Source organism: Maribellus sp. CM-23 (assembly GCF_021354595.1).
Taxonomy (GTDB): Bacteria; Bacteroidota; Bacteroidia; order Bacteroidales; family Prolixibacteraceae; genus Draconibacterium.
In genome coordinates this window covers 1-18,508 of the sequence record NZ_JADWYJ010000007.1, presented here as the reverse complement: position 1 = coordinate 18,508, position 18,508 = coordinate 1, and the positions used below count along the sequence as shown (strand labels likewise).

Here is an 18,508-nt window from a genome sequence, read left to right as displayed (position 1 = left end):
TCCTTTCTTACAGCCTGTTCATTTTTCTGAGTGCTGTAAATTTTAGCTTATACATTCTTACAACATTGAAAGAGCGGTCGTAGTTTCTTAACTTTGAAACGTATTCCCCGATTACTTTATTCCCTGATATGCTTTTTAGTATCTGCAATTGAGCTGTAACCAACCTTAAATATCCGACAGTACAGGGGTCGTTGGAGGGATAAAACTCCAGGTCACAAAGATTAAATTTCATCCAAAATCCCAAATCATATTCGGGTAAACGTTTAACAAGTCCTTCTATTCCGGCATTAAATATTTGGCGAGCTAAATTATGCCCCTCTGCATCCACATCCGGAGTTATTGCCCTAACCGCGTCATACACTCCGAAAAGAGAGAACATATGGCCATCTAGTACACGCGTAGGTTTTTCGGCAATATATTCCTCGTAAAAAGGAGCAGCATTCAGGTCAACTGCTACTCCTCCTTCAGAAACGCTATAAGTGAACGGGACCAGGGCTTTTTTGCAAACTTCCAAATATTTTATGTTTCCGGTTAGTTGCCAGGCTCTTAATAAAACAGAAAGTCCTCTGCTTTGACTGAATGCCGATTTCCATGGTTTTGTAATACCGTATTCTGGTTTTGGAGTTTCTGTTAACCAATATACACCGAGTTTATCATCCTCGGTTTTGTTTTCATAAAACCATTCTGCAATTCTCAGGAAATGTGCTTTTTTTTGCTCGTCGTGCGTGTTCAAATACGAATGGAAAACAGCCAGGGCATATTGTCCTATGGTGATCGGGTAGTAGTAATAGCCGGCCCGATCTTGTACGTCAATATAAGAATGAACCTGGGGAACTCCATGATCGTCAAACTGAAATGCCTTATTCCCTCCTCTGCTGTTTACCAGTTCTTCTTTAAACTTTATGTAATAATAGTTTAAATCATTTGGGTAATCGAAATTGAGCTCTATCTCTTTGTTCTCTTTTAGATCAGTACGAAGTCGTTTTAAAAAGAATATGATCTTTTTGATTTTCATGATAATCCGTCAAAAATTTCTGCTAATCTTCTGCTTAATTCTTTTCTCTCGTAATTCTTTACATTCTTATTTTGCCCGGACAGAATCTTTTCTTTCAATCGTTGCTCGATAAAATCCTTAATTCCTTCAACATCATCATAGTCAAACAATACTCCGGAACCAGTTTCTGTTAAAATATTATCTACACTACATCCTTTTTTGCCAAGGGCAAGCACCGGGATTCCGCATCCAAGATAATCAAAAAGCTTTCCTGCAATAAATAAATCGTTGTTAGGAACATTGTCAATTGGAAGAATACATGCTGTACTGGATTTTATCTCGGCGATAACCTCCTGGTATGGTATGTACGGTTTATAAACAACAATATTTTGTAAGTTAAACTTTGAGATCTCCTTCTTTATTTCATCAGAGATATTACCGATAAATTTTAATTCGATGTTTTTGTAACTTTCCGACTGCAGGACTTTTAAAAGAGAATATGGGATTCTCTCTTTGGGTAAAGTACCTGTATGGATCAATGTTAATTTTTTATTTTCCGAAGGAGCTACTTTATCAATAAATTCTGCATCAAAACCGTTGGTAATGGTTTGTATTTTTTCTTTGGGTATCTGATACTTCTCGTTGATTAACCGGGTAAATCCATCGCAGGTTGTAATAATCCTATTCGTATTATTAAAAACCTTACGCTGTAGGTTAATATTCCGTCTGAATGGATATGAATTGGGATCCATCGTCTGGTAGGTGACAAATTCCATCCATGGATCACGAAAATCAGCGACCCATCTTAATTTCGATTTTTTAGCCAGCTTATTGGCAATAAGTTGAAGCGAATGAGGAGGAGAACAGGAATATATAACATCAATATTCTCTTCTTTTATTATTTTCATCCCTGCTTTTACGGCGAAGCTCATCCACCCAATCCTTGCATCAGGAATAAAAATATTCATCCTTATAAAATGCGCAAGTCTTTCGAAAAAGCTTTTCTTCTTATTCGTTAGAATATAGGTGTCTATTTTTGCATTTTTCTTTTTCCCGGTAAGCCATTTATAAATTGTAAAAGGTTCAATTGTCTGGGTTTTATAAACCTTTACTTCTTTGGGAATCTCGTTTTCTAAACTATTGTCGACTGCCGGATAATCCCCATTCTTAACTGTCAAAACTATAGGTTGCCAACCGAATTGTGGTAAGTACTTAGCAAACCTGAGTACCCTTTGCACTCCCGGACCTCCGGAGGGAGGCCAATAGTAGGTGACAATCAGAACTTTTTTCACTTAGATTCAATTTTTAAGAACTCCGCAAAAATCAAGGAGAACTTTATCATTTGTCTGTTTTATAGCTTTAAACTCTTTGTGAGCCACAAGAAAAACTACAATGTCGGCATTTTTGTACGCTTCTTCATAAGAGGTCAGCTTAAACCTATTGTGAGTTGAAATGTTCGGCTCTGCAATAAACACATCTTTTTCATTCAGTTCCTGTAATAACAGCTCAACAATATATTTTGCGGGAGATTCCCTTAAGTCATCGATATTGGGTTTAAATGCAAGCCCCATAAGTGCAATGGATGGTTTTCTGCCATTCTCCAGTTCATACTTAAGCATCGTATTTTTAGTTTGTTCCACACACCATAGAGTTTTGTAGTTATTTATTTCGCGGGCTTTTGCTATTATTTTTGATTCTTCAGGAAAATGGGACGTAATAAAATAAGGATCAACAGCAATGCAGTGTCCGCCTACACCACATCCGGGCCATAAAATATTTACTCGTGGGTGTTTGTTTGCTAATTCGATTAATTCCCAAACGTTAATTCCAGCCTTATGGCATATTATTGAAAGTTCGTTTGCAAAAGCGATTTGAACATCCCGGCTCGAATTTTCGGTCAGCTTAACCATTTCTGCTGTTCTTGCATTCGTACGATGCAATTTTCCACGAACGAACTTCGTGTAGAACTCTATTGCTGCATCTGTAGATTTTTCATCAATTCCACCTATTACCCTGTCATTATTTTCCAGTTCAAAGATCACATTACCGGGTAATACTCTTTCAGGGCAATAGGCAATATTGATTTTGTTATGAAGTTCGGGACGTAACGAAAGGATCAGTTCAGCCATTTTTTCTGTCGTCCCAATCGGTGATGTGGATTCAATTATATATGTATCTCCCTCTTTCAACAAGTTGACAATACTCAAGGTTGCTGCTTCTACATAGGAAATATCGGGTTCATGATTTCCTTTAAATGGAGTGGGAACCACAACCAAGTATACATCACTTAATTCAGGTTTTAATGAGGCTGTCAGGTTGCCTGATTCTACTACCGATTTGGTCAGTTCGCCTAGCCCTGGCTCAACAATATGTATCTTCCCCTGGTTTACTGTGTTAACTATATCTTCATTTATGTCAACGCCAATAACCGTTAGCCCTTTAGAAGCAGAAACTACTGCTGTAGGTAGTCCTATGTATCCCAGTCCTATAAAACAGACCTTCATCTCTATATTGCTTTTATGTATTCAATAATTTTTTCTGTTGCTTTGCCATCACCGTAGGGATTATGCAGCTCGCTCATGCTATCAAAATGAACGGAATCTTTTAATAGTCTTTCCGCTTCCAATACTATTTTTTCTTTATCTGTTCCGACTAATATTACTGTTCCTGCCTCTACTGCTTCAGGTCTTTCTGTTGTATCCCTCATTACGAGTACTGGTTTTCCCAGGCTTGGCGCCTCTTCCTGGATGCCTCCCGAGTCAGTTATTACAAAATATGATTTCGACATTAGGTAAACAAATGCCAGATATTCTAAAGGTTCTATTAGAAATACATTACCCACATTGTTTAATATTTCGGTTACAGGCTTTCTAACATTCGGGTTTAGGTGCATTGGGTAAACAATATCGATATCAGGATTAGAAAGGGCAATTTCTTTCAGAGCCTCACAGATATTGATAAAGCCATGCCCGAAATTTTCCCGCCTGTGTCCGGTTACGAGCAAAAATTTCCTTTCACTGATACTGTATCCTTTGTTTCTGATAGCACGTTCTATCGATATTTCTTTATTTCTGTCATTTTTTATTTTATCCAGAACTAAAAACAAAGCATCAATTACGGTATTGCCCGTAACAACAATATTTTTATCGGAAATATTTTCTTTTAGGAGATTATTTTTTGCGAAAACGGTAGGGCAGAAATGATAGCTCGCAATTCTTCCTGTCATTTGGCGGTTCATTTCCTCAGGCCACGGAGAGTATATATTGTTTGTTCTAAGTCCAGCTTCAATATGAGCTACCGGAATTTGCTGGTAAAAGGCAGCAAGTGCGGCAAATGTAGAAGTAGAAGTATCGCCGTGTACAAAGACAATATCAGGAGTAAAATCTTGTAAGATATTTCTTATTCCCAACAGCACCCGGGCACTTATATCAAATAAGTCCTGCCCTTGTTTCATAATATCTAAATCATAGTCGGGCTTAATATCAAAAATATCCAAAACCTGATCTAACATTTCTCTGTGTTGTGCAGTAACGCAAACTTTTGTCTGAAAGTAGTCAGAATGCTTCTCAAATTCCTTTACCAATGGAGCCATTTTTATGGCTTCCGGTCTTGTCCCAAAAATTATTAATACTTTCATCTGTGTGATAACTCTTTTAAAGGGTGCAATTTTATCGGCTTTCCAGTTTCTTTTTACTGTAATAGTTTTTTACGAATCCTTCAGCTTCTTTTCTTCCCAATATTTTTGTTTGCCAAAGAGCTTTAATCAGTCCCAAACCATATGCAAATACTTGTATGTTTAATGTAACCGGTGACAGTAAGGCAGCCTCAATGTTTCTATATTGAATAAATGATTGAAAAAAGGCAGTCAGGTTTACCAGTAAATATACAAGCCCCGTTATTGCCCAGAGGTATCCGCCCCATTTGGGAAAAATCATCGTAAAAAAAGCAAGTAGAATCAAGCCAAGGACAACTACTGCCGGAATCAGGTGAATTGGTTTTAACAGAGATGGATGAGCCAATGATAAATTAATTCGAGCTACACCCCAATTAAAAATCTGCCGATAAAACTTCGAAAGGCTGGTACGTCGCTTGTGGTAAACAAAAGCATCAGAAATCAACCCAACTTTATAACCGGCATCATAGATTCGCTGCGAGAAGTCCATATCCTGCCCGTGGCGAAGTTGGTTCATTCCTCCAATATTTTCAAATACCTTCCGGTGGATCCCCATATTAAAGCTGCGGGGATAGAATTTGCCAATACTTTTTTTCTGTCCCCGTGTGCCACCTGTACCAAGTTTTGATGTCATGGAATAGGTAATGGCTTTCAATAAGGGGCTGAATGATTCATGACAAGTATCAGGACCACCAAAAGCTTCGTAGCCGTGTTGTTTTATTTCTCTGTCGATCGTACAAAGCCAATGGGACGGAAACATGCAGTCTGAATCAACAAAGATAAAGTATTGCCCGGAAGCATTTCTCATCCCATTATTTCTCGCTTCTCCCGGGCCTTTGTTTTCTTGATAAATGGTTCTTATTTGTATGCCTGTCTTTGAACGATAGTGCTCAATATAATTTTGGAACCCATCTTTTGACCCATCATCCACAAAAAGGAACTCAAATCTTTCTCTGTCAAAATCAAGGTTCTCTGCACTTTCCAAAAGCTCCTTAACTTCTCCGGTACGATTATACACCGCTATTATTATCGAATACATCATCATTACATGAGCCTTCTTTAACTTTTCCGTTAATACTCAGGGAAACATAATTGGCTATAGAAAAGATAGAACGTGCTATTAAAAAGAAAATCCGATTTTTGCGTGAACTTTCGTCTTAACAAGCAGAGTCTAATTTATTTTCCCAAACAAATTCTTCATACTGACCTGTTCGCCAATGATCTTTCCGAGATCGGCGATTGCAACGCGTTCCTGTTCCATGGTGTCGCGGTAACGGATAGTAACGGTGTTGTCTTCCGCAGTTTGATGATCGACGGTAACACAGAACGGTGTTCCAATGGCATCCTGGCGACGGTAACGTTTTCCGATAGAGTCTTTTTCGTCGTACTGGCAGTTGAAGTCGAATTTCAGTGCATCGATGATTTCGCGCGCTTTTTCAGGCAGACCATCTTTTTTTACCAACGGCATAACCGCCAATTTTACCGGAGCCAGAGCTATAGGAATCTTGAGCACAACACGTGAGTCTTTCTCCAGCTGCTCTTCGCAGTACGAAGCCGAAATTACCTGCAGGAACATACGGTCCAGTCCAATGGATGTTTCCACCACATAAGGCACGTATGATTCGTTCAATTCGGGATCAAAGTAACGAATTTTCTTACCCGAGAATTTTTCGTGTTGCGAAAGGTCAAAGTCAGTACGCGAGTGAATTCCTTCCACTTCTTTAAATCCGAAGGGGAATTTGTATTCCACATCCACCGCAGCATTGGCGTAATGCGCTAGCTTTTCATGTTCGTGAAAACGGTAGTTTTCGTCGCCAAAACCAAGGGCACGGTGCCACTTTATACGTGTTTCCTTCCATTTTTCGAACCAGTCGAGTTCACTGCCCGGACGAACAAAGAACTGCATCTCCATTTGTTCGAATTCGCGCATGCGGAAAATAAACTGACGTGCTACAATTTCGTTACGGAAAGCTTTTCCGATCTGCGCAATCCCGAACGGAATTTTCATACGGCCGGTTTTCTGTACGTTCAGGTAATTCACAAAAATTCCCTGAGCAGTTTCCGGGCGCAGGTAAACTTTCAGCGCTCCGTCGGCAGTAGATCCCATTTCGGTGGCGAACATCAGGTTAAACTGACGTACATCGGTCCAGTTGCGGGTTCCTGAAATAGGGCAGGCAATTTCTTCGTCAACAATAATCTGACGCAGTTCGTTCAGATTGCTGTCATTCAAAGCCTGTGCAAAACGGTTGTGCAATGCATCCCATTTTGCCTGGTTGTCCAACACACGCTGGTTGGTTTCGCGGAATTGTTGTTCGTCAAAAGCATCGCCAAAACGCTTGGCGGCCTTGGCCACTTCCTTGTTTATTTTTTCTTCGATTTTTGCCAGTTGTTCTTCAATCAGCACATCGGCACGGTAACGTTTTTTCGAGTCTTTGTTGTCGATCAGCGGATCGTTAAAAGCATCCACGTGGCCCGATGCTTTCCAGATAGTTGGGTGCATAAAAATAGCTGAGTCGATCCCAACCACATTTTCGTGCAAAAGCACCATGCTGTCCCACCAGTATTTTTTGATGTTATTTTTTAACTCAACGCCGTATTGTCCGTAATCGTACACTGCTCCCAGCCCGTCGTAAATTTCGCTCGATTGAAATACATATCCGTATTCTTTGCAGTGCGCAACCAGTTTCTTGAAAATATCTTCCTGTGCCATTTTTTGTTAAAATTCTGAATTGAAGCACAAATGTACACGATTTTTTTGATTTGGATCGAGAAGAGTTGAGGGTTCAAAGTTCGGGGAGGAAAGTTTTGAGGGATAAACCATTCTGAAGCTTTGAAAGCCAGAAAGAATAGGTGCAAAAACTACTGGTGGAATTACCTGAAGGGAAGGATTAAAGAAAGGCGGACTGCATGCAGACCGCCTTCGCTTGAAAACAGAGTTACAAAACTCTAAGATTATGATTACCAGTCAATTGGTCGAAGTGCAATAATTTTTACCCAAATCCCACCAGATTTTTGTACTCACCTGGTCGGTGCCTCCCAGCAAGGTTAATGCTTTGTTGTATTCAACCTCGTTCAGGGTTTTTTCACTTTCGGGATATTCAACACGCTTGATATAGTTGGTCACGTCTTTTACATCGGTACTGTGACTGGGCCATATCAGTTCATTTCGGTCGAGTGCCACGTCAGTGCGGGGGAGGTTCAGGCGACGCTTGTCATTCCAGGCTTCTTGCGACATGTCGGGGAACAAGGCAATGTATTTCTGGGTAATAATTTTTTCCAACGCGGTATTGCCTGCACCGGAAGTATCGTCGAAACGGGCACTTGTTCCGGCCACATTTTTTTCGGTAGATGAAAGGTAGGCATCGGCTTTATCCGCAACACCCCAGGTAGCAAAAGAAGCGTTCACTCCTTTTTCATATTCTGTTTTTGCATCCAGCCCCGAAACAAAGCCACGGAAGGCCGCTTCTGCTTTCAAAAAACAAACCTCTTCATACAGAAATAAATCATAAGGGCGTGCAGTTCTGATTGCTCCGTTGTTTTTCAGGAAACCCATTTCTGCAAAAACTACCGACCTGTATTTTGTCGGATCTAGCTCGGGATGCTTGGTAATGTCCATCCCATCGGGCATGCCGCGCCAGTCGCCATTTTCAAAGGCCGGGTCAAACATTTGGGGGCCGCGGGGGTCGACCATTGTGGGGTGGTTAGCCGAAAGTTCTTTGCCGCTTCGATCGTTGGTTACTGAAGCAGGGAAATCGATACCTCCGATACCCGACAACAGTTTCTCCATCGTAGAACTCATATTCAGCGGGCCTCCCCAGGTAATTTGGAACATGGTATAGTTGTAGTTTTGTCCCCACGAACCATCAGCTTTTGGCGGCAGCAAAGCATTGTCGGCCGGACTTTCCATTACACCGGCATTGATTGCTTTCTGAACCTCGGCTTTGCAGGTAGTCTCATCCACTTCAGATAAACGCAAGGCCAAACGAAGGTGCAGAGAGTTGCCAAAGCGGCGCCATTTCTCCACATCGTTGTCAAAAATGATATCATAGTTCTGGTTACTGAAAATAGGATTTCCACTGGCAGCAGACAACAAGGCATTGGCTTCCTCCAATTCAGTAAAAAACTCGGCATAAGCAGCCTGCGGCGAAACATAGGGCGGATTTTCCACTACTTCGCCGGAATAGCCCGGAAGAGGAATGGGGCCGAACCAATCGACTCCGACAGAAGCACACCATACGCGCCAGATCTTTGCTACCGCTTTTGCGTGGTTGAAAGCATCTCCCTGCTCTTCCTGAGCACGAAGCACCAGGTTGATGTTGGCAATGCTGTTTTGTACCCGGCGAAACATGCGGGAATTCCAGTCATCGTTCATGATGTAGTAACGGGTGGAAAAACTACCGCCGTCCAGCATTTGTGCATAAAAATCGACCATGAGTGATTTTACGCGCTGTTCGTCGTCTCCTTCAATGGCCGGAATTGTTGTGCGGAAAACAGAACCCAGCGATGATTCAGAAAAATTATAATTGACGCTACCGTCGGGCTGGTTGGGGTTGACATTGGAGACCAGGTCGTCACACGCTGAAAAGGCCCCTGTGAATAATACGCTTGCTATGAATAGTATTTTAAATCTTGTCTTCATTTTTCAAAGTTTTACAGGTTAGGTTATTAAAACGAAACATTGATGTTGAACCCAATACTGCGCATGGTTGGCATCGAGTTAAATTCAACCCCCATAACACTGTTGGCATTACTGAAACCGGCTTCGGGGTCAAAACCTTCGGTGGTGCTGTAAATCATAAATAAGTTACGTGCAACTACACCCGCCTTCAGAGAGGTAAACGGGGTTCTTGCAATTAATCTCTGCGGAACCGAATAAGAGAAGTGTAATTCGCGCAAACGAATATTGGCGGCATCGTAAATAAAAGCCTCGTTGATGCCGCTAATGCCTTTCCAGTATTGCTCTGCATTGATTGATACATCGTTGGGAGTTCCGTCTTGTTTTACACCTTCCACTACCAGGTTGCCTTCGCGGTAATCCGAAGTCATAGCCAGTGTTCCGTGGTTGGTTCCGGTTTGAATGGATCCCATAAATACTTTGGCTCCGTATGACATGTCTACCAGCCAGCCAAGCGACAGGTTGTTGAGTGTTAAAGTGTTCGACCAGCTTAGCATTCCTTTGGGCTGAGTATTGCCCAGGTTCTTTAGTTCAGCAGCCTGAACAGGAACCCCACTGGCTCCGATAACAATATTTCCCTGGTTGTCGCGCTCGTAAGCTGTACCGTAAATGTCGCCATACGAGCCGCCTTCTTCCGCTACAATCTGGAACGGAAGACCGGTTCCTTCACTAAGAATTTGTCTCTTGGTTGTTTTGGTGAGACTGATGATCTTGTTTTTATTGGTTGACCAGTTAATCAGCGTATTCCACTCGAAACCACGTGCTTTCACCAGCGTGGCATTTAAAGCCAGCTCCCATCCCTGGTTTTGAATGTTTCCGGCGTTAACCAGGTCGTAACTGTAACCCGTTGCCGGCGGAATGGCAATTCTCAGGATTTGGTTGAAAGCATTCTTTTTGTAGTACGAAACATCGATGCCTACTCGGTTTTGCCAGGCCCGTAATTCAAAACCGGCTTCTATTGAGCGAACGGTTTCGTTTCTCAGGTTGGGGTTGGCGCGCCAGTTCTGACGGGTCACCTCCATCAAACCGTCTTTGATGTTGTAGTCAAGACCAAAAGTGTTGGCAAGCATGTACGGATCGGTGTCATTTCCTACTTCTGCCCACGACGCACGGAGTTTTCCAAACGAGATAGGTTTCAGGTCGATTCCTTGCTGTCCGAGGGTTTCAGAGAACACCCAGCTTCCACTAACGGAAGGGTACCAGTAATTGTTTTTATCGGATGGCAGTGTGGAAGACCAGTCGCCGCGTAAGCTCAGGTCAAGATAAAAAGCATTCAGGTACGAAAGCGATGCGGTGCCGTACAACGAGTTTATTTGCTTTTCAGATGTGGTGTAAAAAGCCTGGTGTTCGCGGCCTGCCGAGATCGTGTAGAAATCAGGAATTTCGAGGGCGCCCGACCAGTTTACATCCTCTGTTGCTTCGCGTTTCATTACGTTACCACCCACGGTGGCGCTCAGTCCAAGGTCTCCAAAGCTTTTGTCGGCTGTTAAAAGCCAGTCCGAGTTGATTTCCTTGAAAGTTTGTTGCGTGGTGCGATACGAACCTTCTACTTCCCAGTATGGATTGCCGGTTGCGCGAGTCAGGTCGTAAAAGAAGGAATAGTTATCCATCCCTGTTCGCAATTTTAATTTCAGCCAATCGGCAAGCGAAAGGTTCAGGGCTATCATCCCGATGTAGCGGTCGCGTTTATCGCTGTTGCGGTTTTTTTCTGTCATCCAGAAAACGTTATCAGGCGAAGCGTTGTGATCAAGTACATAGGCTGCCGGTTTTCCATCGGCCCGTTTCCAATCGGTGGCGCGATAGGCTTCGTAATCGGAAAAAGAAACACTTCGTGGACGGTACAGGTTGTCCATGAATATGTTGTTGGGGTCGCGTGCCAGCGAGATACGGTTTTTGGTGTTTTGGTTGATGTAGTTAATTTTTGACTCTGCTGTGATCCATTCTGCCAATTTTGCTGTGGCGCTGAAATTTACAGTGGTGCGGTCCATTCCGCTGTTCGGAACAACGGCTTTGTTATCGAGCCGGGTTACCGAAAAACGGTAGGTCAGGTTTTCATTGGCTTTTGACAGTTCAACACTGTTTGTCCAGCTGGTACCTGTTTGCAGAAAGTCTTTGTATAAATCATTTTGACGGGCTGCATAAGGAAAACTGCCCAAAGCCATTTCAACTGTCTTTCCATCCATTTTCGGGCCCCAGCTACCCACCTGGTTATTGTCGAAAACACCGTTAACTCCTTGTCCGTACTCATTTTGGAACGAGGGAACCTGCATCGGGTTTTCAAAGGTAAAGTTGGAACTGAATGAAATGCCGAGACCTCTGGAGCTGCTACCGCTTTTGGTGGTTATCAGTACAACGCCGTTTCCTGCACGGCTACCGTATAACGCCGCTGCCGCTCCGCCTTTTAAGATGGAAATGCTTTCAATATCATCAGGAGAAATGTCTCCTAAGCCGGAGCCTTTGTCAATGGTGCTGTTTCCCCAGTAGTCGGCCGGAGAGCTGGAAAAGTTATCGATCGGAATACCATCTACCACAATCAGGGGCTGGTTGTTTCCGGCAATCGAGTTATTACCGCGGATCACGATTCTGGTGGAACCTCCAACTCCGGTGCCGTTCTGTCTGATCTGAACCCCCGCAATTTTACCCGCCAAAGCATTTGCAACGTTTGCATCGCGCGATTCGGTCAGGTTATCACCACTAACATCCTGCACTGCATATCCCAAAGCTTTTCTTTGTTTTTTTATTCCCAGGGCAGTTACCACTACTTCTTCCACATCCATTAAATCAGATTCGAGGGAGATGTTTACCGTTGTTTGGCCGGTAATAGGGACTTCCTGGCTTTTCATTCCTACAAACGAAAAAACCAGTATGCCGTCTTCCGGAATGCCGGGGAGCGAATAGTTCCCGTCGGGATCGGAGATGGTACCGATGGTTGTGCCTTTTACAACAACAGAAGCCCCAGGCAGCGGATTGCCGTCAGCATCTGTTATCGTTCCTTTTATTTCGTTTTGCTGTGGTTGCTCCATAAGATCGGGAGTCGCGCCAGGTTCGGCTTCCCTTGCTTTCAAAAGCACTTGTCTGTCCAGGATTTCGTAATCCACCTCCGTGAGTTCGCAGAAGGCTTTGATAACGTCTTCAACTTTTGTGTCAGTAAAGTAAACCGAAATCTTTTGCGAGAAATCAAAAATGTCGTCTTTGTACAAAAACACGCAGTTTGATTGGGCCTCAATCATGCTGATGGTTTCCCGGATGTCGGCATTGTTGAGATGAAAGCTTAGTCTTGCCTGTGAGAAACTATTCCCGAAGGTGACTAATCCCAGAAATAGCAAAATCACTGTTAGTTTCATTTTTCTAAATTTCAGTTTAAGTTCCCTGTTTCCGGAGAACTCAATAGTTCGCTTTTTTTTCATAAATTTGATTTGTTAAATGAGTATTTGTAATATTTAACACACTTAAATTTAGACTGGAAGGTGGTGCAACACCTGCCAGTCTTGTTTATTTCATATGTATTCCTCCTTTTTTTATCATTCTTTGTTTCTTATCTCATACCGGTTCTCTTCTGTTTTTACGATATCAACCGAAGCCGTTCGGGAGATGCGGGCAATAAGCTCGTCCTGACTTTCCTGTAATTCAAGTTTCCCGGAGATCACTATGTCTTTCAATACCAAGTCGCTGTAGCTGAAACGTATGTTGTAATACCGCTCCACTTTGCTTAACACATGAAATAAGTTTGAACTCTCGAATTTCAGGATTTGGTCTTTCCACGACACATAATTTTCTACATCAACAAACTGGAGCGTGGATTCACTGGTACGTTTGTCGAAACTTGCAAGCTGGTTGGGCACAAGCTCTATTTTCTTTTCAAATAAGCCCGATTTATTTTTTTGAAGAACAACTTTTCCTTCGGTCAGTACGGTTTCAATAATGTTGTCGGAAGGATAGGCAGACAAATTAAAATGAGTTCCCAACACTTCCACCGATAAATCGCTGGTTTTAACGATGAATGGATGGTCCGGGTCGTGACTGACCTCGAAAAAAGCCTCCCCGCTTAAAAATACCTGGCGTTTGGAGCCGGTAAAGTGCTCGGGGTAAACCAGCCTTGTTCCGGCGTTGAGATACACTTTGGTGCCATCGGCCAACAGTATCTCCGAGTTTTTTCCATACGGAATAATCAACTGGTTGAGTGCCTCCTGTTGAGGAGCTTTGGGTGCCCCTGCACTTTTTATGGTGTCCTGGTTTACAACCAAAAGCCCGTCGTTCGAATAAGCAACGGTCGATTTGTCTTTTTCAAGGTCAATACTTTCGCCGGTATAGCGTATCAGTTTTGCATCGCCATCAGAAACGGTTTCGTTTAGTTCCTCAGCAAACAGGAAATTTTCGGGCTGGTTGTCGGACTGATAGAAAAGAATGGCACCAAGTGCAAAAAAAACAATAGCGATTGCAGCATACCTCACCACGTGCGAGTGGAATAAACGCAGAACGCGGGATTTTTCACGGCGCTCGATTTTGTGCAGCACAGCCGAAAATAAGTCAAGCTTCTCTTCTGCTGTTATTTCTTTTCGCTTTGATTTAAACTGAAGTAAAACGCTTTTGGCTTCATCGATGTTTTTTCGTTCGCGATTATTAGCCCCCTCGTAATAATCACTCCATTGTTTCTCCAGTTCATCAGAGGGAGAGAAAACCCACTGGATAAAACTTTCGTCGTCAATGTATTGGCTTATCCTTTTCACTCGGTTTTTTATTGAGTACACACTAAAGGACAGAAAAGCGTATCACATAGACATTTTTTATTGCTTTTTTTTGAAAAAAGACAGCAACACAATGGAGCCCTGTGTTTTTAATATCTTCTTAATGGTTTTAATGGCGCGGTATACAAGGGTTCTGGCAGACTCTACAGAGATGTTAAGAATTTTTGCAATTTCTTCGTACGGAAGGGTTTCGTCGAAGCGAAGGTAAACGGCTTCTTTTTGCTTGGCGGGTAATTTCAACAGGGCATTTTTGATTTTTTCTTCCAGTTCTTTTTCCGATTCTTTCTTTATGGTCTGGTATTCCGGGTTGGTTTCGGGTTCCGAGTAAAAATCATCTTCTTCGTTGTTGACCTGCTGTTTTCTTTCTGCCTGAAGTTTGCGGATTAGGTTTCTTTTTAGGGCCAGCAGAAGGTAGAATTTTATACTATGAGATTTTTGAATGGATTTTCTCTTGATGTAGAAATCATAAAAAACTTCCTGGATAGCATCTTTTACAGTGGATTCGTCGGGGTGTAATTTGCTGCCGTATTGAAAAAGGCCGTCAATGTTGTCCTCGTAAATAAGAGCAAAGGCTTTCTTATCTCCATCTATAAAACGTTCCCACAACGATTGCCAATGGTCGCTATTCTCAAGTAATGCGTTCAAGTTTGTTTTGTTAGTTTAATGCATTGAATATAACTAAAGTAAGCTAACAATAGCAAGAAACGCTGAATAAATATTTGGAAGGAAGGAATATCCCGTTTCATAAATCTTCCTGTGTGTGATATGGGAGAAACTAGAGTGTGTCAGAAAATTTTTTGACAGAATCATTTACCCGATGCTGATGTTTCTGTTAGTCCACTTCTTCAAAATCAACATATTCGCCTTCGCTGCCGTTGTTTCTTTTCTGTTGGTTGGGGTTTCCTTCAATAGTAACTTCTCCTTCGTTGCGGCGCTGCCGTTGCTGGCTGCGTTGCTGCTCCTGCATTTTTTGCTGCATATTTTTCACGCCTTTATCAATCAGCATCGGTAGAATGTAGCGTGACACAAAGCGGATCGCAAAGTAAATCAGTGCAATAATGAATAAAGTGCGCAGGAAGTTCACCAGGAACAACGTTATGAATAAGGTCATGTTCTTCTAATTTTGAAAGGTGGAAAATAAAAAATTCACTCCAAAAGACAAATTTAAGCTTTTTGCGGAGGAGGGTTTTATAAGTCCGGTAATATTATTTGTGCTCAGGAAATATTGGGCACGGCGGCCCGTGTAACTGGCACCGATTCCTGGCAGTATCTTTTGTGTTTTGTAAAGGCTGACAGTTCCGGCCAGGTTCCAGCGTTCGCCCAGCCCGGTATGGTAAAACGCTGTGAGATAATTGTACGACCTGTCGGGGTAACTTGTGAATTGGTTGGAAATACCTGCCTCCGAGGTTTTGCTTAGCCGGGTTTTTATGCCGGCAATCATTTTTAACGGAAGCTTTTGTATAACTCGTTTTTTTACCGGCTCTCCGCTAACGATGTAGGGCGTTCTGTCTGAAAAATCCTGGAGGGCCAGCTTGGGTTCCTTGTAATTGATCGGCGAATCAGGATTGTTTGATTGGTATAATTCTTCCTGCGCATAACGAAGCGGACCCGTAAATTGAACGTCATAGGCACGGTGTTTAAAACCCAGGTATCCAAGGTCGAGCAGCGAAACAGCCACTTCAGTTTTTTTGTCAAAGCGGTAAGTAAGCCCCAGATCAATGGCCGGGCTTAGGTTGTGAAAATTGAAAAAGTAATCGCCCGGCTGTGGATTGGGACGGATAAAAGTAGCCTGTTCTTCTTCTTTGTAGGTGACGTCAATCGGGCCGGCAAGGGTGTATGTTCCCCGCGGAGTAACCAGCAGTTGCTGCTGTTCGGTATCGGTTTCCACTTCCACATGCAGGTCAGAAACATCGTAAAGGAAACGGGCAAACAGCAGCTTGGGGCGAATGCCAATGGTGAGCCCGTCCCATATTTGGTTGGAATATCCAAAGGCCACTTCGCGGTAATGAAAGGCATTGAACGACAGCGGGCCAAAAGTTTCTTTTTCGCGGTTGTAATAGGGAAGGAGTCCCTGGTCGATAAAGTGCAGGATGTGGTGGTCGAAGTTAGTGGTGGCAACGGTTTTCTCGGAAACAGAAAAGCTGAAGTTTTGCAATCCTTGCCGTTTGCTGATGTAAAAAACGGGAACCGTGGCCGACGGGAAAGCATCACCGGGTTCTCCCAGTTCGTTGAAAAAGCGGTCAAAACTGTACGAAAAGCGCTTGGCAAAAATATAGTCGGGGGCGAAATTGGCTTTCCAGTCAAGGGTTAAGCCCGACAAAAAGGGTAAGCCAATCACCATTCGTTCGTCTTCGTTTTGATAAGCCGGGTTGGTGTTGGCTGATTGGCTGACACTCCGGATAAACTGAAGCGCATTCCCTTCCTGCGACCACGAAGTGATCGATCCGGAAAGAAGAATGATGAGAATAATAATGATTCTTTTAGGCGCTTTGTACATACTGGTTAAAATGCAAGCGCAAAATAAGTTATTATCTTCAAAACGACGGATCAAGTCACAAAAAAAGGCGGGTATTCCGCCTTCCTGTATGGTTATTCTTTTGATTATCGTTGGCGAACGTCACCACCGCTCGATTCATCAATGTCTTTTGTTTTCGGATTTCCGTAATAGACAATGTCGGCGCCGCTACTGGCTTTGGCGTGAATTTCTTCAGTAACGGTTAAGCTAATGTCCGAACCGCTGCTGGCTTTGGCAGTGCAAACTAGCGATTCCAGGTCGCTGGCGTTGATGTCGCTTCCGCTGCTGGCTTCGGCGGTCAGGTATTTAACTCTTCCGCTGAGTCGTGCATCGGAGCCGCTGCTGGTGTCGATGGAGAAATTCTTCACATGCAAGGCCAGTTTTACATCGCTTCCGCTGCTGGCTTTTACTTCCAGTTTATCGCCCTCCAGTGTATTCTCTGTTTCTACGTCCGATCCTGAAGAAGCATCCAACGCAACCAGCTCTTTTACGCTTACATAGGCTTTGCGTGTTTTATTACCGCTCCAGTTAAACCAGCTGTTGTTTTGTTTCATGTAAATGTGCAACACGCCGCTTTTTACTTCGGTTTTGATGTTGTCAATAATGTCGTCTTCGGCTACAATTTTTACTGACTCTTCATTGCCCATCGACAGGTAAAGGTCTATTCCTGTAGATACTTTGATGGCATTGAAATCTTTGACATTTCGGTTTTGAGTTTCGTCGCTGGCCAATACTGTTCCTATCCCTGTAAACGCGATCATGATCAGGAGCAGCATGCTTGTTAATGTTTTCATATTCGAATTGTTTGTTTTGCTTTTTGTTTAGGTAATGACGCCGGGTTAAACGGAAAGTTACACTTTACTTAGTTTTTTATCACATTTCCTCCCGACGACTTGTTTATCTCCGTTTGCGAAGGATTGCCTGCATAGAAAATATTCCCCCCGCTGCTGGCTTTCCCTGTGAAACTATGGTCAACCAAAGTCCAGATATTGGCCCCGCTGCTTACTTTTATTTCGGCTTTGTCGGTTTTCAGGTCACCGGCTTTGATGTTGGATCCCGAACTGGCTGTCGCATGCAGTTCGTCGGCAGCTCCCTTTAGCCAGATATTCGATCCGGCGCTGGCCGAAACAATTGTTTTGTCGGCTTTTACTTCGAGATTAATATTGCTGCCGGCTGATGCTTTTACGTCCAGTTCGTTAGCGCGGATACCCGACTCGGTAAACACATTGCTGCCGGCACTGGCTTTAACCGTTTCCACGTTGGGTAGGGTAACATAAACCGCCTTTGCTTTGGCTTTTCGGATGTTGGCGCTGCTGCTAACAACCAAAATACCGTTGTCCACTTGTGTTTCAATATAGTCATGCAGGTTTTCATCGGCCTTTACCATAACGCGAAAGTCATCTCCCTGCGTTATGTACACATTCATGCCCCTGCTGGCTTTGATTCCGTCAAAATCGGCTGTCTTACGTTCTTCTTCGGTAACATTTCCATCTCCTTTGACAGACGGAGACAACACACACGAATGCATGGAAACAGTGAGAATGAGGAGGCTCAGGATTAAGATTTTTTGCTTCATAATTTTGCTGTTTTTGTTTGGCTTATTTCGTTAAAGTTAGGTGAAACACTTTCGGGACTAGGAATTAAATCGTTGAACGTAGGAATTTTGTCGGTAAAGCTTTTTGAACGACGGTTTTCAGCTGGTGAAAACAAAACAACCACGATCGAGGCCAATCACCCACGGGAGTGAAAGTATTAGCATATGAAAACAAATAATTTTTAGACTGATTGACTCGTCCTAAAAAAAGTTTACAGGTTATAACTCCAAATTTATTTGTTTTCTGTAATAGTTCTTCCATCTTTTTTTGATGGTTATTCCTTTGATGAGATGTACTTGAGTTGGAGTAAG

General features: G+C 43.0%; 14 protein-coding genes. All 14 read right to left on the bottom strand.

Annotated elements, in window-relative coordinates; translation table 11 throughout:
* Nucleotides 1–7 precede the first annotated feature (7 nt).
* Nucleotides 8–1,015 carry a D-glucuronyl C5-epimerase family protein gene (locus tag INQ51_RS20160; protein ID WP_233379794.1) on the bottom strand — a complete coding sequence of 336 codons (1,008 nt, stop codon included), beginning with the start codon at nt 1,013–1,015 and terminating at the stop codon, nt 8–10.
* Nucleotides 1,012–2,286 carry a glycosyltransferase family 4 protein gene (locus INQ51_RS20155; RefSeq protein WP_233379793.1) on the bottom strand — a complete coding sequence of 425 codons (1,275 nt, stop codon included), beginning with the start codon at nt 2,284–2,286 and terminating at the stop codon, nt 1,012–1,014. Before INQ51_RS20155 ends, INQ51_RS20160 begins: the two co-directional genes overlap by 4 nt.
* Before the next feature lie 6 nt (nt 2,287–2,292).
* Entirely contained in the window at nt 2,293–3,498 is a 1,206-nt protein-coding gene (wecC, locus tag INQ51_RS20150; RefSeq protein WP_262909966.1) for a UDP-N-acetyl-D-mannosamine dehydrogenase, read from the bottom strand.
* Between the two features lie 2 nt (nt 3,499–3,500).
* Complete coding sequence (wecB, locus tag INQ51_RS20145; protein ID WP_233379792.1) at nt 3,501–4,631, bottom strand: non-hydrolyzing UDP-N-acetylglucosamine 2-epimerase; 1,131 nt, start codon at nt 4,629–4,631, stop codon at nt 3,501–3,503.
* Nucleotides 4,632–4,662: 31 nt separating this feature from the next.
* Entirely contained in the window at nt 4,663–5,712 is a 1,050-nt protein-coding gene (locus INQ51_RS20140) for a glycosyltransferase (protein ID WP_233379791.1), read from the bottom strand.
* 126 nt (nt 5,713–5,838) lie between these two features.
* Nucleotides 5,839–7,377: a glycine--tRNA ligase gene (locus tag INQ51_RS20135; protein WP_233379790.1), complete on the bottom strand. Its 1,539-nt coding sequence runs from the start codon at nt 7,375–7,377 to the stop codon at nt 5,839–5,841.
* Between the two features lie 255 nt (nt 7,378–7,632).
* Nucleotides 7,633–9,306, bottom strand: a complete 1,674-nt coding sequence (locus INQ51_RS20130; protein ID WP_233379789.1) for a SusD/RagB family nutrient-binding outer membrane lipoprotein — start codon at nt 9,304–9,306, stop codon at nt 7,633–7,635.
* Nucleotides 9,307–9,332: 26 nt separating this feature from the next.
* Complete coding sequence (locus tag INQ51_RS20125) at nt 9,333–12,686, bottom strand: SusC/RagA family TonB-linked outer membrane protein (protein WP_233379788.1); 3,354 nt, start codon at nt 12,684–12,686, stop codon at nt 9,333–9,335.
* Nucleotides 12,687–12,863: 177 nt separating this feature from the next.
* On the bottom strand, nt 12,864–14,069 hold the full coding sequence (locus INQ51_RS22665; RefSeq protein ID WP_233379787.1) for a FecR family protein: 1,206 nt from the start codon (nt 14,067–14,069) through the stop codon (nt 12,864–12,866).
* A 57-nt stretch (nt 14,070–14,126) separates the two neighbouring features.
* Nucleotides 14,127–14,732: an RNA polymerase sigma factor gene (locus INQ51_RS20115; RefSeq protein ID WP_233379786.1), complete on the bottom strand. Its 606-nt coding sequence runs from the start codon at nt 14,730–14,732 to the stop codon at nt 14,127–14,129.
* Between the two features lie 187 nt (nt 14,733–14,919).
* The gene (locus INQ51_RS20110; protein ID WP_233379785.1) at nt 14,920–15,198 is read right to left on the bottom strand and encodes a DUF4834 family protein; all 279 of its coding nucleotides are present in this window, start codon (nt 15,196–15,198) and stop codon (nt 14,920–14,922) included.
* 6 nt (nt 15,199–15,204) lie between these two features.
* Nucleotides 15,205–16,584, bottom strand: coding sequence for a DUF5723 family protein (locus tag INQ51_RS20105; protein ID WP_233379784.1), 1,380 nt, complete (start codon nt 16,582–16,584; stop codon nt 15,205–15,207).
* Between the two features lie 104 nt (nt 16,585–16,688).
* The gene (locus tag INQ51_RS20100; RefSeq protein ID WP_233379783.1) at nt 16,689–17,396 is read right to left on the bottom strand and encodes a head GIN domain-containing protein; all 708 of its coding nucleotides are present in this window, start codon (nt 17,394–17,396) and stop codon (nt 16,689–16,691) included.
* 68 nt (nt 17,397–17,464) lie between these two features.
* On the bottom strand, nt 17,465–18,178 hold the full coding sequence (locus INQ51_RS20095) for a head GIN domain-containing protein (protein WP_233379782.1): 714 nt from the start codon (nt 18,176–18,178) through the stop codon (nt 17,465–17,467).
* Nucleotides 18,179–18,508 lie beyond the last annotated feature (330 nt).

Coding starts and splice junctions, on each gene's coding strand:
- INQ51_RS20160 (WP_233379794.1), bottom strand. CDS start 1,015: ATGAAAATCAAAAAGATCATATTCTTTTTAAAACGACTTCGTACTGAT.
- wecC (WP_262909966.1), bottom strand. CDS start 3,498: ATGAAGGTCTGTTTTATAGGACTGGGATACATAGGACTACCTACAGCA.
- wecB (WP_233379792.1), bottom strand. CDS start 4,631: ATGAAAGTATTAATAATTTTTGGGACAAGACCGGAAGCCATAAAAATG.
- INQ51_RS20140 (WP_233379791.1), bottom strand. CDS start 5,712: ATGATGATGTATTCGATAATAATAGCGGTGTATAATCGTACCGGAGAA.
- INQ51_RS20135 (WP_233379790.1), bottom strand. CDS start 7,377: ATGGCACAGGAAGATATTTTCAAGAAACTGGTTGCGCACTGCAAAGAA.
- INQ51_RS20130 (WP_233379789.1), bottom strand. CDS start 9,306: ATGAAGACAAGATTTAAAATACTATTCATAGCAAGCGTATTATTCACA.
- INQ51_RS20125 (WP_233379788.1), bottom strand. CDS start 12,686: ATGAAACTAACAGTGATTTTGCTATTTCTGGGATTAGTCACCTTCGGG.
- INQ51_RS20110 (WP_233379785.1), bottom strand. CDS start 15,198: ATGACCTTATTCATAACGTTGTTCCTGGTGAACTTCCTGCGCACTTTA.
- INQ51_RS20105 (WP_233379784.1), bottom strand. CDS start 16,584: ATGTACAAAGCGCCTAAAAGAATCATTATTATTCTCATCATTCTTCTT.
- INQ51_RS20100 (WP_233379783.1), bottom strand. CDS start 17,396: ATGAAAACATTAACAAGCATGCTGCTCCTGATCATGATCGCGTTTACA.
- INQ51_RS20095 (WP_233379782.1), bottom strand. CDS start 18,178: ATGAAGCAAAAAATCTTAATCCTGAGCCTCCTCATTCTCACTGTTTCC.